The organism is Roseburia sp. TF10-5, from assembly GCF_003462365.1.
GTDB lineage: Bacteria > Bacillota > Clostridia > Lachnospirales > Lachnospiraceae > Roseburia > Roseburia faecis.
This window is the reverse complement of record NZ_QTYW01000001.1, coordinates 215,878-231,593: the sequence shown is the minus strand read 5'-3', so window position 1 is coordinate 231,593 and position 15,716 is coordinate 215,878. Positions and strand designations below refer to the sequence as shown.

Sequence of the window (15,716 nt, the reverse complement as noted above, 5' to 3'; positions counted from 1 at the left end):
GGATGTGTTTTATGAAAAAGAGATGGAAAATGATAGGCGTTGTCTGTGCGATTGCCATTTTATCCGCCGGATGCAAAAGTAAAGAATCGGAAGCTCCCACACCTTCATCCACACAGGATGTACCTGCAGAAACTGCCGAAACAGAATATCAGCCGGAACCGGTGGAAACCCACGAAGGAGAAGTCCGAAGTTTCTATACGGGAGAGTGGATGGATGAAAAAAAAGCAAAGAATCGTCCGGTTGCCGTCATGACAGAAAACACGCACGTAACCCTTCCGCAGTATGGAATCGGAAATGCGGATATTATCTATGAATGTCCGGTGGAAGGCGGCATTACCCGGCTAATGACAATTTATCAGGATTATGCTTCCCTCAAAAAAGTGGGAAATGTGCGAAGCTGTCGTCTGTATTATGTGTATTTTGCCAAAGAATTTCAGGCGGTTTATTTTCATGCAGGCGAAAGTAAATATGCACTTGATGTTTTAAATAGTTCATTCATTGACAATGTGGATGGAATTACGGGAAAAGGCGGAGCCTTTTATTACCGGGACAATAGCCGCAGGGCACCGCATAATCTGTATACAACCGGAGAAAATTTAGCCTCTGCCATGAAGACATACGGGTATGATACAAAGCTTCCGGAGAATTATACATCGCATTACCGTTTTGCAGCGGAAGATTCCCCGAATCTGCTGGAGCAGGGAGAGACTGCAAAAAAAGTATCCTTATACTATGTTGACGCAAAGCCCTGGTTTGTATACAATGAAACGGATGGTCTGTATTACCGCTATGAATTTGGTGATAAACAGATTGACGGTTCTACCGGAGAACAGCTTGCTGTGAAAAATATCATTTTACAGAATTGTTACAGCAGCCTGAAAGATTCCAAAAACGGAACGTTAGATATCGATTATCTTTCCGGTGGATCAGGAATGTACATCACAAACGGAAAAGCTGTCCCGATTACATGGAAAAGAGCATCCGCAAATGATATTACACATTATTATACACAGGATGGTCAGGAAATTACTTTAAATCCCGGAAAGACATGGGTAGAGATCGTCGAAAACAGCCGTGCATCCCAAAATAAAATCAGCGCGGAATAAAAGAAACAAAAGCATTGAGGTTAGAAGATGGGTAAATCAAAGAATAACGGAACAAATTTTCTGGTTCAGGGATCAATTCTTGCGGTCGCGTCAATTATAAGCAGAATCATCGGACTGGTGTATCGTATTCCATTGAACAATATTCTGGGCGATGTAGGAATTAGTTATTATGCCTGTGCATTTGACGTGTACAACGTGATTTTGATTATTTCATCCTACAGTCTGCCACAGGCAGTGTCAAAGACGGTTTCCGCGAAAGCGGCCAAAGGACAGTACCGGTCGGTATATCAGGTATTAAAAGGTGCACTTCTTTTTGCCCTGGTATCGGGAATTGTGGCATCGCTTGTTGTATTTTTCGGAGCAGAATTTTTTACCGGAACACTCTTAAAAACACCATACAGTGTGTTTGCACTTAAAATCTTAGGACCGGCACTGGTTGTTGTTGCGGTTCTTGGCGTTTTGCGTGGATTTTTCCAGGGACTTGGCACGATGATGCCAAGTGCCATTTCACAGATCATTGAACAGATTGTTAATGCCATCATCAGTGTATGGGCAGCTTATGTTCTGTATCGCTACGGAACAAAGATCGGAGCGGTTCTCGGTGATACCGAACATTACGGGCCTGCATACGGTGCAGCCGGAGGCACATTGGGAACGAACCTTGGATCTGTCGCTGCGCTGATTTTTGTACTTTTCGTATTTTTTGCTTATATGCATGTCTTTAAGCGAAGAATGAAACGGGAAAAAGGCGTTAAGGTAGAGCCATTTGCCTATACCATGAAGATCCTCATTATCACAATTGTTCCGGTTCTTTTAAGTACAACTGTTTACAATATCAGCAGTATCATTGACCAGAGTATTTTCAAAAATGTTGCGTTATTGCAGGGATACTCTGAAAACAAGATCGATGTATGGTGGGGCGTTTTTTCTGGAAAATATAAACTGCTGATCAATGTTCCGATTTCCATTGCCTCCGCGATGGCTGCCTCTTGCGTGCCGACACTGACGATGTCCTTTGCACAGAAAGATATGAAAAAAGTCAGGGAACAGATCAATTCTGCCATGCGTTTTATCATGGTGATTTCTTTCCCTTGTGCCATAGGACTTGCTGTATTGGGAGAGCCGATCTGTCGTCTGCTTTTCCCGGGAACGGCACAGACGGCACCTATGGCAGGTACCATGATGTGGGTTGGGGCAATGGCGGTTGTGTTTTATGCAATGTCTACGCTTTCAAACGGACTGCTGCAGGGCATTGACCGGTTAAAGATTCCGGTTATCAATGCAGCGGTTTCGCTTGTCGCTCATGTGATCGTACTGATTATACTGATGCTGTTTTTCCGCATGAATATCTATGCGGTCATTATCGCAAATATGTTCTTTGCGTTTTTAATGTGTATTATGAATGCGCTGGCAATACGAAAATACAGCGGCTATCATCAGGAAATTCACAAAACATTTATTGTGCCGGGAATTTCCTCGGTTATTATGGGAATTATTACCTATATCGTCTATCATGGCAGCTATGCGGTCTTAAAAATCAATGCGGTATCTGCCATGCTTGCAATTCTTGCAGCGGTTATCGTATATGCAGTTGTCTTACTGTTACTGCACGGACTGACCGAAGAGGAGATTAAAAAATTCCCGAAAGGAACTCTGATTGTCCGGGTTGCAAAAAAATTACATTTATTAAAGTAAATGGTATAAAACGGAAATAAAATGCAGATGCTACTGTTAGAAGGTGATGATATGAATCAAAAAACAGGCATCTGCATTCTTCTTTGTCTGGTTCTGCTGCTGGTCTTTGGCATCTGGTATCAGAAAAGAGGTGTAGAAAATAAAAAAAATACCCAAGAACAATATGCATCCGAAACAGAGCACACCGTTTTGACCGGAACTCCTTACAAAGAAACGGAAAATGCCTATATTATCCGTACACAGGACAGCCGGCTGGTTGTTTTTTTACCGGATGGAAAAACTGTATATATGGAAACTGGGATTCGAAGTGAGAATTTAAGTCAAAAACTGCAGAAACAGGCGGAAAATGGCATTGGATTTGCAGATGAAGAGAGCCTTTTTGACTTTTTGGAAAGCTATTCGAGTTGAATATTTTATACCCATATGATAAAATATTTAACTGGTTTAACAGATAAAATGACAGGTGGACTATGGATAAGAAAAAATCAAAACAACAGGATGTGCTCGTGATTGGCGCCGGAGCTTCCGGCATGATGACCGCAATTACGGCCGCAAGACGTGGATTGTCCGTTACCGTCTTAGAACATATGGATAAGCCGGGGAAAAAAATTCTGGCAACCGGAAACGGAAAATGTAATTTTACAAATCTTAAGATGTCTCCCCGGTGTTATTACGGAGACCGCGGACTGGTACAGGAAATTTTAAAGCAGTTTACAGTGGAAGATACCCTTGCGTTTTTTCGGGAGATCGGCATCTGGCCAAAAGAAAAGAACGGATATGTATACCCAAACTCCGGACAGGCTTCTTCCGTTGCGGATGCGCTGTCCGCGGAAATGAAACGAAGCGGAGTTTCCCTGGTCACTTCCTGTGACATCCGGCAGCTTTGTGAGACAAAATACGGATTTGAGGTACGGACATCCATGGGAACGTATTGTTCCCACAATCTTGTTTTTGCAACAGGTCTTCGTGCTGCACCGAAATCCGGAAGCGATGGATCCATGATTTCGCTGATAAAATCGTTTGGGCACCGGTTTGAGCCGATTTTGCCGGCACTGTGTGGATTTGAGGCAGAAGGAATGGAATTTTCCAAAGTATCCGGAGTCCGCACGGACGCACTCCTGTCTTTGTACATAGATGGGCAGAAATGCGAACAGGAACGGGGAGAACTGCAGCTTGCAGATTACGGGATTTCCGGTATTCCGGTATTTCAGATCAGCAGTCCGGCCTCGAAAGCGCTGTATCAGAAAAAACAGGCAGAGCTTACCATCAATTTTCTGCCGGATTTTTCCGAAGATATGATTGCGCAGGAACTGCAGCGCAGATTTTCACGGGATGCCGGGATACAGGATGTCGCAGAATCACTTCGTGGGCTTTTAAACCATAAACTGATTCCGGTTATACTTAAGGCAGCAGGCATTCCGGTTCATGAACACACGGAACGGATTTCCCAAAAACAGACCGAAACGCTCTGCAGACAGATACAGACATTTCCTGTCCGCTTAAAAAAGGTAAGGGATTTTTCTGCTGCACAGGTGTGCACTGGGGGAATCCACACGGAAGAAATCCACACAGATACGCTGGAATCACGGATTGTCCCGGGCATCTATTTCGTTGGTGAACTTTTGGATGTCGATGGAATCTGTGGGGGATATAATTTGCAATGGGCATGGTCCAGCGGACATGTCGCAGGAAGTAAAGTAGGTTCATAATGATTAAAATCAATCAGTTAAAGCTTCCAGTAGGACATTCCCAAAAAGATCTGGAAGATAAAATCAGAAAAACACTTCGTATTCCATCGAAAGAAACATTTCATTACGAGGTGATGCGGCGTTCCCTCGATGCACGGAAAAAGCCGTCATTGTTTTATGTATATTGCATCTATGTAACGATCCGTCAGGAAAACAGCATCGTAAAAAAACTGCATCAGCCTTCCGTCAGCCTTGTGACAGAAACCGGTTACCGTTTTTCGGAAATGGGGCATGAGCGTTTAAACCGACGTCCGGTGATTGTGGGAGCCGGTCCCTGTGGTCTTTTTGCAGCCTGGCAGCTGACACTTGCAGGATATGCGCCGCTTATTTTAGAGCGTGGAAAACAGGTAGAAGACCGCAGTGCGGACGTTGAACGCTTCTGGAAAACCGGTATTCTGCAGCCGGATTCCAATGTACAGTTTGGAGAAGGTGGGGCAGGAACCTTTTCCGATGGAAAATTAAACACGGTGGTGAAAGATCCATCCGGAAGAAACCGCTATGTACTCGAAACATTCGTAAAATTTGGGGCACCATCGGAGATTCTTTATGATGCAAAACCACATATCGGAACCGATATTCTGGCGAAGGTGATCAAAAATATGAGGGATTACCTGATCAAACACGGTGCGGAGTTTCGTTTTCAGACCTGCTTAAAAGACATTCAGATAAAAGAAAATGCACTGCAGGCACTTGTGACGGAGGATGATACGGTGATTCCTGCCGATGTTGCCATTCTTGCACTTGGACACAGTGCAAGGGATACCTTTACGATGCTGCACCGGCACCAGCTTCCAATGGAAGCCAAAAATTTTGCCGTGGGATTCCGCGTGGAACATCCCCAGCAGATGATCGATGATGCCATGTACGGAAACGGAAAAAGAAACGCCCTGCGGCTTCCTGCCGCACCCTATAAGGTGACGTCCAATTTTCCAAACGGACGCGGGGTATATTCCTTTTGCATGTGTCCGGGCGGTTATGTCGTAAATGCTTCCTCCATGAAGGAAAAAACCTGTGTCAATGGTATGAGTTATTCGGGCAGAAGTGGGAAAAACGCAAATTCTGCCATTATTGTTTCGGTTTCCCCTGCCGATTACGGAGCACAGGATCCACTTGATGGCATGCACTTTCAGGAAACACTCGAACATAAAACTTATCAGCTGGGAAACGGAAAGATTCCGCAGCAGCTGTTTGGCGATTACCGGCAGAATATCGCAAGCCAAGGATATGGAGATTTTAATTCCCAGACAAAAGGGCAGACCTGCTTTGCAAATCTCAGAGGTCTGATGACAGAGGACATGGAACATTCCTTTTTGCTTGGAATGGAACATTTTTCGAACATTATTCCGCAGTTTGACCGGTCTGATGCGATTCTTTCCGGCATGGAAACACGCACCTCATCTCCGGTGCGGATCATGCGGGATACAAATGGAGAGAGCCGTGTGCACGGAATTTATCCGGGTGGAGAAGGCGCAGGATATGCGGGAGGCATTATGTCGGCAGCGATGGACGGTCTGCGTCTGGCTGATGATGTGATGAAACGTTATCATCCGGTTTATTAGAAAGAGAGAAAAAAGTGAAACAAGAAGTAACACCAATGATGCAGCATTATCTGCAGACAAAAGAAGAATACAAAGACTGTATCCTGTTTTATCGTCTGGGTGATTTTTATGAAATGTTTTTCGAGGATGCCAAAACAGTTTCAAAGGAACTCGAACTGACGCTGACAGGAAAAAGCTGTGGACTGGAAGAACGGGCGCCGATGTGCGGGGTTCCGTTTCATGCCGCAGACGGATATATCAACCGGCTGGTCAAAAAAGGATACAAAGTAGCAATCTGTGAACAGGTGGAAGATCCGAAACTGGCAAAAGGAATTGTCAAACGGGAAGTCATCCGTGTAGTCACTCCGGGAACAAACATTGATATGCAGTCGTTAGACGAGGCAAAAAACAATTATCTCATGTGTATCGTATATATCGGGGATAAATACGGCATTGCGACGACCGACGTTACGACCGGAGATTTCTTTGTAACGGAAGTGGACAGTGAACGAAAACTGTTGGACGAGCTGAATCGTTTCAGTCCGACAGAAATCATCTGCAACGAGCCGTTTTATATGAGCGGGGTAGATATCGATGATATGAAGGAGCGCATGGGAATTGCGGTATCCGCTCTGGATTCCTGGTATTTCGGGGATGATCTGGCAAAGGAAACGCTGTTGTCCCATTTTCATGTACAGAGTCTGGAAGGGCTGGGACTGATGGATTACGACTGTGGTGTGATTGCCTCCGCGGCATTACTGAAATATCTGTATGAAACACAAAAGAACACCCTTTCTAATATTCTGGAACTCCGTCCGTATTCCATCGGGAAATATATGATCATTGACAGTTCCTCCCGGAGAAATCTCGAACTGGTAGAGACCATGCGGGAAAAACAAAAGCGTGGTTCCCTGCTCTGGGTACTGGATAAGACAAAGACGGCAATGGGTGCCAGACTTCTGCGCTCTTACGTGGAACAGCCGCTGATCGACAAAACAGAGATATTAAAACGGCAGGAACTGATTACAAATTTAAATGATCAGGAGATCACCCGGGAAGAATTGCGGGAATATTTAGGACCAATATATGATCTGGAACGTCTGATTACCAGAATTACATACCAGACCGCCAATCCGCGGGATATGATTGCTTTTTGCAATTCTTTAGAAATGCTGCCTCCAATTAAAACACTGCTTGAGGATTTAAAGGGAGAGCTTGCCACCGGAATCCGGGAACATTTTGACTGTCTGGAAGATCTGTGTGCACTTTTGAAGTCTTCCATCAACGATGATCCTCCGATTTCCGTACGTGACGGCAACATCATAAAAACCGGATACAATGAGGAAGTGGACCGGCTGCGGAACGCATCAACGGATGGAAAGAAATGGCTGGCAGACTTAGAGGGCAAAGAACGCGAAAAGACTGGAATTAAGAACCTGCGTATCAAATACAACAAAGTGTTTGGATATTATCTGGAAGTGACCAATTCCTTTAAGGATCAGGTGCCGGATTACTATGTGAGAAAGCAGACACTGACCAATGCCGAGCGCTATATTACGCCGGAATTAAAAGAACTCGAAGATACGATTCTCGGTTCCCAGGATCGTCTGGTCGAATTAGAATACGATCTGTTCCGCCAGATTCGGGATACCATCGCGGATAATGTTGCACGTATTCAGGCAACCGCACGGGCAGTGGCGCAGATTGATGTGTTTGTTTCCCTGGCACTTGTGGCAGGACAGAATAATTACTGCAAACCAAAGATCAACGAATCCGGCGTGATTGATATCAAAGGCGGCCGTCATCCGGTTGTCGAAAAAATGATTGTCAATGATATGTTTATAGACAATGACACGTATCTGGACAATCACAATAACCGGATTTCCATCATTACCGGTCCGAATATGGCAGGAAAATCTACCTATATGCGCCAGAGCGCACTGATCGTTCTGATGGCACAGATTGGAAGCTTTGTTCCGGCAGAATCTGCCAACATTGGAATTGTGGACCGGATTTTCACGCGTGTCGGGGCTTCAGATGATCTGGCAAGTGGGCAAAGTACCTTTATGGTAGAAATGAATGAAGTGGCAAATATTCTTCGCAATGCCACAGCGAATTCCCTTCTGATTCTGGATGAAATCGGACGCGGAACCAGTACCTTCGACGGACTCAGCATTGCCTGGGCGGTTGTCGAATATATTAGCAATCCCAAATTACTGGGAGCAAAAACACTGTTTGCCACACATTATCATGAACTGACGGAACTGGAAGGAAAACTAAACAGTGTCAATAATTATTGTATTGCGGTCAAGGAAAAAGGAGACGACATCGTCTTTTTGCGCAAGATTGTAAAGGGCGGCGCAGACAAAAGTTATGGAATACAGGTTGCTAAACTGGCAGGGATTCCGGAACTTGTGATTAACCGCGCAAAAGACATTGTCAACCAGCTTTCTGCAAACGATATTACGGAAACCGTGAAAAATATATCCGTGGAAGGACAAGCCTCCGGCAAAAAGAAAAAACCGCATCTCGATGAGGTGGATCTGACACAGATGTCATTGTTTGACACCGTAAAAGATGACGATATCATTCAGGAACTGCGGGACGTGGATATCAGCCACATGACCCCGATGGATGCACTCAATAAACTGTATGAACTTCAGAACAAAGTTAAAAACCGCTGGTAGGATATAAAAAAGGAAAAACGAATGAGCAAAATTGCGTTATTAAGTCAGGAGACAATTGATAAGATTGCAGCAGGAGAGGTCGTGGAACGCCCAAGTTCTGTGGTAAAGGAGCTTGTGGAAAACGCCATTGATGCAGGGGCATCCGCCATTACCGTGGAGATCAAAGAAGGGGGCATTTCCCTGATCCGCATCACGGACAATGGATGCGGAATCCCAAAAGAAGAAGTTCCACTGGCCTTTTTGCGGCATTCAACCAGCAAAATCCGCAGTGCAGAAGATCTGATGTGTGTACATTCTTTAGGATTCCGTGGGGAAGCACTCTCCAGCATTGCTGCTGTTTCCAGAGTGGAAATGATCACCAAACCAGCCGATGCCCTGACCGGCACCCGGTACGTGATCGAAGGCTCAAAAGAAATTGCAGACGAAGAAATCGGTGCTCCCGATGGCACAACATTTTTGGTCCGGGATCTGTTTTACAATACCCCTGCCAGACGCAAATTTTTAAAGACGGCACAGACAGAGGGCACCTACATCAGTGACATGCTGGAAAAACTTGCCCTGTCCCATCCGGATATTTCTTTTAAATATATCAACAACAACCAGACAAGACTGCACACTTCCGGAAACGGGAAAAAACGGGATCTCATTTACCATATTTACGGACGTGAGATTGCGGCGGCACTGTTAGAGGTAAACTACAAGGGAGAATATTTCTCCCTTTCCGGCTATATTGGAAAACCTGTGATTAACCGCGGAAACCGGAATTACGAAAACTATTTTATCAATGGACGCTACATCAAAAGTTCTCTGCTTTCCAGATCGATAGAAGAGGCTTATCATAATTTCCTGATGCAGCACCAGTATCCGTTTACAGTTTTGTATTTCACATTTCCGGGGGATACCCTTGATGTGAATGTACATCCGACAAAAATGGAACTGCGGTTTGGACACAATCAGGAAATTTACAAAGAATTGTGTGATGTTCTCTTCGGACTGCTTTCCCATAAGGAACTGATTCCGGAAGTTCCGGTAGATGAAGCAGAACATAAAAAAAAGAATCTTCCCCCGGCATACAAAGAACCGATTCCGGAACCATTTGAAAAGCGCAGAATCAATGAAATCCGACAGCAGCATCACCAGCCTCCGATTCCAGAAAAACCGGTTTCTCCTGTGGCTTCGCCTGTGCCATCAAAAAAAGCACCGGCATTTGAGCCGTATGTGCCACAGCATCCGGATAAAACCATGGTACGGGAATCCTTTGACCCGTTCCCAAAGCGGGAGGAAACAGCCTCTCCTGCAGATATTCCAAAAAAACAACCGGTTGGCGAACAGATGACGCTCGCCGCTGCTTCACCGGAATTTTTAACGGATGATGCCCGCAAAAAGCACCGCATCATCGGACAATTGTTTCAAACCTACTGGCTGATCGAATACGAGGATAAATTGTATATCATGGATCAGCATGCGGCACATGAAAAGGTACTTTTTGAACGGATGATGGCAAAATTAAAAGAAAAAGAATTTACATCCCAGGCAGTCAGCCCGCCCATTGTGCTGAGTCTGGATGCCCATGAGCAGGAAATGTTAGAGACGTATCTGCCGGAAATCAAAAAATTCGGGTATGAGATCGAAAATTTCGGTGGCAGAGAATATATGATCTCTGCAGTACCGGATAATCTGTACCATATTGACATGAAAGATCTGTTTATCGAAATGCTTGATGATTTTTCCAACCTGACCGGACGGCAGACACCGGAACTGATACTGGAAAAAGTAGCCACCATGTCCTGCAAGGCAGCGGTAAAGGGAAATCATAGACTGAGCCTGCCGGAAGTGGATGCACTCATGACGGAATTGCTGACGCTGGAAAATCCGTTTTGCTGTCCACACGGCCGGCCAACCATCATTTCCATGTCAAAATACGAAATAGAGAAAAAATTTAAGAGGATTGTTTCATGAAACCACTTGTCATTCTTGCAGGTCCCACAGCCGTCGGAAAAACGGCACTGTCAATAAAACTTGCGAAAAAAATAAACGGCGCCGTTATTTCCGCGGATTCGATGCAGGTATATAAACACATGGATATCGGTTCTGCAAAAGTCATGCCGGAAGAGATGGAGGGAATCCCCCATTATCTGATCGATGTGTTAGAGCCGTCCGAAGAGTTTAATATTGTCCGTTTTCAGCAGATGGCAAAAGAGGCCCTGCAGCAGATCTATGCCGCCGGACAGATCCCGATTATCGCCGGCGGAACCGGATTTTACATCCAGTCCCTGTTGTACGACATAGACTTTTCCAAAGAGGAATCCGATACGGCATACCGTACAGAACTTACGGCATTTGCAAAAGAATACGGGGCGCATGCCCTGCATGAAAAATTAAAAGAAATTGATCCGGTTTCTTATGAAACCATTCATGAAAATAATATCAAACGGGTCATCCGTGCACTGGAATTTTACCATCAGAACCATACGCCGATTTCCGCACACAACGAAAAAGAACATCAGAAAACATCTCCGTATCGTTTTGCATATTTTGTACTGACGGACGAACGGGAAAAATTATACCGGCGCATTGATCAGCGCGTGGACTTAATGATGGAGCAGGGACTTCTTACAGAAGTAAAAACGCTGTATGATATGGGATGCCGCAAAGATATGGTTTCCATGCAGGGACTGGGATACAAAGAAATTTTAGATTATCTGGACGGCAGCTGCTCCCTTGAGGAAGCGGTGTATGTGATCAAACGGGAAACCAGACATTTTGCGAAACGGCAGCTTACCTGGTTCCGCCGGGAAAAGGATGTCATCTGGCTGGACAAATCCGAATTCAATGACCGCGAAGATCATATGTTACAGAAAATGACGGATGTTTTACACGAGAAAGGAATCATACAATGAATCAGTTACTGGAAGAAAAATATAAAGAACTTGGAATTTCCGAGAAAGTTTATGCATTTGGCGAAAAAATCGAACAGGAATTAAAAGAGCGTTTTGAAAAGATTGATGCAAATGCGGAATACAATCAGATGAAAGTCATTGCAGCCATGCAGAAAAACCGTGTGAGTGCAGAATGTTTTAATATTTCGAGCGGATACGGATATAATGATATGGGAAGAGATACTTTAGAGCGGGTATATGCCGACTGTTTTGGCGGGGAAGATGCACTGGTACGTCCACAGATCACCTGTGGAACCCATGCACTTGCGCTCGCCCTGATGTCCAATCTGCGTCCGGGCGATGAGCTTCTTTCTCCGGTCGGAAAACCGTACGACACTCTGGAAGAAGTAATTGGAATCCGCCCATCCAGAGGTTCCCTTGCCGAATACGGAATCACTTATTCCCAGGTGGATCTGCTGCCGGACGGTTCGTTTGATTACGATGGTATCCGCAATGCAATCCATGAAAACACGCGTCTGGTAACCATCCAGCGCTCCAAGGGATACCAGACACGTCCAACGCTGTCGGTCGAGCGGATCGGGGAACTGATCACATTTATCAAAAATATCAAACCGGATGTCATCTGTATGGTTGACAATTGTTACGGAGAGTTTGTGGAAGACCGGGAGCCACTTGCAGTGGGAGCGGATATGATGGTCGGTTCCCTGATTAAAAACCCGGGAGGCGGCCTTGCTCCGATTGGCGGATACATTGTCGGTAAAAAGGAATGTGTGGAAAATGCGGCATATCGCCTGACTTCCCCTGGACTCGGAAAAGAAGTAGGAGCTTCGCTTGGTGTGATCCAGTCCTTTTATCAGGGCCTCTTTCTTGCACCGACCGTTGTAAGCGGTGCCTTAAAGGGAGCCATTTTTGCGGCAGATATTTATGAAAAACTGGGGTATAAAGTGGTTCCGGACAGTACAGAAAGCCGCCATGACATTATTCAGGCTGTGGAATTTCAAAACCGGGATGCCATGATTGCTTTCTGTGAAGGAATTCAGGCTGCTGCACCGGTAGACAGCTATGTCACTCCGGAGCCATGGGCAATGCCTGGTTATGACTGTGACGTTATTATGGCAGCAGGTGCATTCGTACAGGGTTCTTCCATCGAACTTTCCGCAGACGGTCCGGTGAAACCGCCATATGCCGTTTATTTTCAGGGGGGTCTGACATGGTACCATGCGAAGCTTGGAATTCTCATGTCTTTACAGAAACTTTATGAACGCAACCTTGTTAATATAGATGAACTGTGCTAAAATAATATGAGTTTTCATGTGGCTTCGGAAAAGTAGAAAGGAACCTGTTTTGAGTCACATTTCAATGAAAAACCTGCCGGAATCGGAACGTCCTTACGAACGTTTTCAGATTCTTGGAGCAGAGGCGCTGTCGGATGCAGAGCTTCTTGCAATTATATTAAAGACAGGAGCAAAGGATTATACGGCTTTGGATCTTGCGCGTGATCTTTTGTCGGAGTGTCAGGGAAATCTTTTGAATCTGTACGAAATCGGATATGAACAGCTTTTAGAACGCAGGGGCATTGGCCCGGTCAAGGCAACACAGCTGAAAGCAATTGCGGAGCTTTCCAAGCGCATTGCCAGAACCGGACGCGGATATCATTTATCCATGAACTGTCCGTCTTCCATCGCCGATTATTATATGGAAGAACTCCGGCACCGCAGGGAAGAGGCTTTTATGGCAGCTTTCTTTGATTCCAAATGCAAATTTTTAGGAGACAGTGTGATCGCAACCGGGAGCATCAGTTATGCATATGTTTCCCCCATGGAACTGTTTCGCAAAGCACTGCTTCGAAATGCTGTTATGATCGTTATCCTGCACAATCATCCGAGTGGAGACCCAACTCCAAGCACAGAAGACAAAAAGCTTACCGAACAGATTCGGGCAGGCGCCTCGGTGTTGGGATTAACCCTTGCTGATCATATCGTAATCGGAGATCAGCAGTATTTCAGTTTTCGCGAAAATAAATTGTTATAACACAAGAAAAGGGAGAAGACAATGAGTAACAATATTTATGGTATTGACTTCGGTACATGTAATTTTAAAGTATTCAGTAAATCCAGTGGAAAAGTGGTATCTGAAAAAAACACCATTGCCATTATCAACAAAACGCAGATTTATGCGTATGGCGATGATGCCTATGCAATGTATGAAAAAGCACCGGAAAGCATCAACGTTACGTTTCCGGTTTCTACGGGAGTGATCGCAGATTACAATTTTCTGCAGACCATGATTTTTGATTATATTGAGAAAAAATTAAAAGGAAGAGTAAAGAATGCAGAATTTCTTGTCGCAGTACCAACAGACATTACCGATGTAGAAAAACGTGCATTCTTTGAACTTTTTTATAAAAGCAAATTTCGTCCGAAAAACGTTATGCTCTGTGAAAAACCACTTGCAGATGCCGTTGGACTTGGAATTGATGTAAATCAGCCTACCGGAGTCATGGTCGTGGATATGGGAGCAGACACGATCGAAATTTCTGTTATTTCTCTCGGAGGACTTGTACTCAGTGATCTGATGCATTTCGGGTCCAATCGTCTCGATGAGTCTATCATCAGCTATATCCGCAGGGAATTTAACCTTGTGATCGGAAAGAAAACCGCCAAAGCATTAAAAGAAGAGCTTGGAAGCGGACTTCCGGGAAGACAGGAAACGATGACCGTTGTTGGTCTGGATGTCGTAAGCGGTCTTCCGGTAGAACGTGAAATTACCGCAGAGGTTGTCTATGAAGCAATCAAAGCAAATCTTGAATCGATCTGTTCGTCTATCAAACTGATTCTGGAGAAAACACCACCGGAACTTGCCAGGGATATTATCTATGCAGGTATTTATATCACAGGCGGCGGATCAAAAATCAAAGATCTTGACCAGTTGTTTACACAGATTACAAATATTAAAGTAAATACCTGTGAGAATCCGGAAGAGAGCGCAGTCCGCGGTCTTTCAAAGATTGCTACGGACTCCAAATATAAACGGATTCCATTCAGCATGAAAAATACTACGTTAAAGTAAGAAACAAGGATTCGAGGATTTTATGAAAAAATTTCGCAGTTTTCGCAATAAGAAAAAGCATCTTTCAAGTAAATATATTTTGCTGATCCTTACCGGCGTGTGTATTGTTGCTCTGTTTACGAGTCTGGTATTTAATCTTTCCGGAGGTCCTTTAAATTCAGTTGCCGGATATGTATTTGTTCCGATGCAGAAGGGAATCAACAATGCCGGTTCCTGGATTTCAGGAAAAGCAAATGACTTTCAAACACTTGGAGAAGTTTTAAAAGAAAACAAAAAGCTTCAAAATCAGGTAGACGATCTGACCAATCAGTTAAACGTCACAAAGCTCGAACAATACGAACTGGACAATTACCGGGAACTTCTGGATCTGGATGATAAATATTCCGGATATCAGAAGGTCGCAGCAAATGTGATCGCCATGGACGGAACCAACTGGTTTTCAAGTTTTACGATTGACAAAGGTTCCAAAGAAGGCATCAAAAAAGGCATGAACGTCATTGCCGGAAGCGGTCTGGTCGGAATCGTCACAGACGTCGGTCCGAATTTTGCCAAGGTGCGAAGCATCATCGATGATTCCAGTAATGTAAGTTCCATGGTTCTGACCACAAAAGATAATTTCAATGTCGGTGGCAGCTTAAAGTCCATGAATCAGGATAAAGTGTTACCATTTACAGAACTCCGGGATGAAGATGATAAGGTAAAGGTCGGCGATCCGGTCGTGACTTCTTATGTGTCGGATCAGTATCAGGAAGGAATTCTGATTGGATACATTGCCTCCATTGAAAAAAATGCAAATAACCTGACAAAATCGGGAACCATTACGCCGGTCGTTGATTTCCAGCATCTGCGGGAGGTGCTTGTCATTACGACACTCAAAGACACCGGAGAAAAGGAACTGTCTTCCCAGAAGGCATCCGATACTCAGACAGAAACACAGGACAATACCGAAACACAAAAATCACAGGAGTAGGAA

Annotated in this window: 12 protein-coding genes; all 12 read left to right on the top strand. The window is 44.7% G+C overall.

The window, feature by feature from the left end; all coding sequences use genetic code 11:
- Window positions 1-11: 11 nt before the first annotated feature.
- The 12 genes from DXD06_RS01220 to mreC all read left to right on the top strand — a co-directional run bounded on the left by DXD06_RS01220 (window position 12) and on the right by mreC (window position 15,713).
- Window positions 12-1,106 (top strand): DUF3048 domain-containing protein, encoded by a 1,095-nt coding sequence (locus DXD06_RS01220; RefSeq protein ID WP_158569454.1) that lies wholly within the window; start codon window positions 12-14, stop codon window positions 1,104-1,106.
- Window positions 1,107-1,133: 27 nt separating this feature from the next.
- Window positions 1,134-2,801 (top strand): putative polysaccharide biosynthesis protein, encoded by a 1,668-nt coding sequence (locus DXD06_RS01215; protein WP_117830354.1) that lies wholly within the window; start codon window positions 1,134-1,136, stop codon window positions 2,799-2,801.
- A 51-nt stretch (window positions 2,802-2,852) separates the two neighbouring features.
- Window positions 2,853-3,209: a hypothetical protein gene (locus tag DXD06_RS01210; protein WP_147343598.1), complete on the top strand. Its 357-nt coding sequence runs from the start codon at window positions 2,853-2,855 to the stop codon at window positions 3,207-3,209.
- A 62-nt stretch (window positions 3,210-3,271) separates the two neighbouring features.
- Complete coding sequence (locus DXD06_RS01205) at window positions 3,272-4,510, top strand: NAD(P)/FAD-dependent oxidoreductase (protein WP_117830352.1); 1,239 nt, start codon at window positions 3,272-3,274, stop codon at window positions 4,508-4,510.
- Window positions 4,510-6,108 (top strand): NAD(P)/FAD-dependent oxidoreductase, encoded by a 1,599-nt coding sequence (locus DXD06_RS01200; RefSeq protein WP_117830351.1) that lies wholly within the window; start codon window positions 4,510-4,512, stop codon window positions 6,106-6,108. Before DXD06_RS01205 ends, DXD06_RS01200 begins: the two co-directional genes overlap by 1 nt.
- 35 nt (window positions 6,109-6,143) lie before the next feature.
- Window positions 6,144-8,774, top strand: a complete 2,631-nt coding sequence (gene mutS, locus DXD06_RS01195) for a DNA mismatch repair protein MutS (protein WP_022047042.1) — start codon at window positions 6,144-6,146, stop codon at window positions 8,772-8,774.
- A 21-nt stretch (window positions 8,775-8,795) separates the two neighbouring features.
- Window positions 8,796-10,733, top strand: a complete 1,938-nt coding sequence (mutL, locus tag DXD06_RS01190; protein ID WP_117830350.1) for a DNA mismatch repair endonuclease MutL — start codon at window positions 8,796-8,798, stop codon at window positions 10,731-10,733.
- Window positions 10,730-11,674 carry a tRNA (adenosine(37)-N6)-dimethylallyltransferase MiaA gene (gene miaA / locus DXD06_RS01185; RefSeq protein WP_117830349.1) on the top strand — a complete coding sequence of 315 codons (945 nt, stop codon included), beginning with the start codon at window positions 10,730-10,732 and terminating at the stop codon, window positions 11,672-11,674. The genes mutL and miaA overlap by 4 nt, the downstream gene beginning before the upstream one ends.
- Window positions 11,671-12,969, top strand: coding sequence for a methionine gamma-lyase family protein (locus DXD06_RS01180; protein WP_117830348.1), 1,299 nt, complete (start codon window positions 11,671-11,673; stop codon window positions 12,967-12,969). Before miaA ends, DXD06_RS01180 begins: the two co-directional genes overlap by 4 nt.
- 49 nt (window positions 12,970-13,018) lie before the next feature.
- Window positions 13,019-13,705: a RadC family protein gene (gene radC / locus DXD06_RS01175; protein ID WP_243000814.1), complete on the top strand. Its 687-nt coding sequence runs from the start codon at window positions 13,019-13,021 to the stop codon at window positions 13,703-13,705.
- Between the two features lie 21 nt (window positions 13,706-13,726).
- A complete protein-coding gene (locus DXD06_RS01170) occupies window positions 13,727-14,743 on the top strand; it encodes a rod shape-determining protein (protein WP_022047037.1) in 1,017 nt (338 codons plus the stop codon).
- Window positions 14,744-14,765: 22 nt separating this feature from the next.
- Complete coding sequence (gene mreC / locus DXD06_RS01165) at window positions 14,766-15,713, top strand: rod shape-determining protein MreC (protein ID WP_022047036.1); 948 nt, start codon at window positions 14,766-14,768, stop codon at window positions 15,711-15,713.
- The last annotated feature ends 3 nt before the right edge of the window (window positions 15,714-15,716 follow it).

What these genes read in the sequence shown, in the direction of transcription:
- DXD06_RS01220 (WP_158569454.1), top strand. Translation starts at nt 12, where the DNA reads ATGAAAAAGAGATGGAAAATGATAGGCGTTGTCTGTGCGATTGCCATT.
- DXD06_RS01205 (WP_117830352.1), top strand. Translation starts at nt 3,272, where the DNA reads ATGGATAAGAAAAAATCAAAACAACAGGATGTGCTCGTGATTGGCGCC.
- DXD06_RS01180 (WP_117830348.1), top strand. Translation starts at nt 11,671, where the DNA reads ATGAATCAGTTACTGGAAGAAAAATATAAAGAACTTGGAATTTCCGAG.
- DXD06_RS01210 (WP_147343598.1), top strand. Translation starts at nt 2,853, where the DNA reads ATGAATCAAAAAACAGGCATCTGCATTCTTCTTTGTCTGGTTCTGCTG.
- mreC (WP_022047036.1), top strand. Translation starts at nt 14,766, where the DNA reads ATGAAAAAATTTCGCAGTTTTCGCAATAAGAAAAAGCATCTTTCAAGT.
- DXD06_RS01200 (WP_117830351.1), top strand. Translation starts at nt 4,510, where the DNA reads ATGATTAAAATCAATCAGTTAAAGCTTCCAGTAGGACATTCCCAAAAA.
- DXD06_RS01215 (WP_117830354.1), top strand. Translation starts at nt 1,134, where the DNA reads ATGGGTAAATCAAAGAATAACGGAACAAATTTTCTGGTTCAGGGATCA.
- mutS (WP_022047042.1), top strand. Translation starts at nt 6,144, where the DNA reads ATGATGCAGCATTATCTGCAGACAAAAGAAGAATACAAAGACTGTATC.
- DXD06_RS01170 (WP_022047037.1), top strand. Translation starts at nt 13,727, where the DNA reads ATGAGTAACAATATTTATGGTATTGACTTCGGTACATGTAATTTTAAA.
- mutL (WP_117830350.1), top strand. Translation starts at nt 8,796, where the DNA reads ATGAGCAAAATTGCGTTATTAAGTCAGGAGACAATTGATAAGATTGCA.
- miaA (WP_117830349.1), top strand. Translation starts at nt 10,730, where the DNA reads ATGAAACCACTTGTCATTCTTGCAGGTCCCACAGCCGTCGGAAAAACG.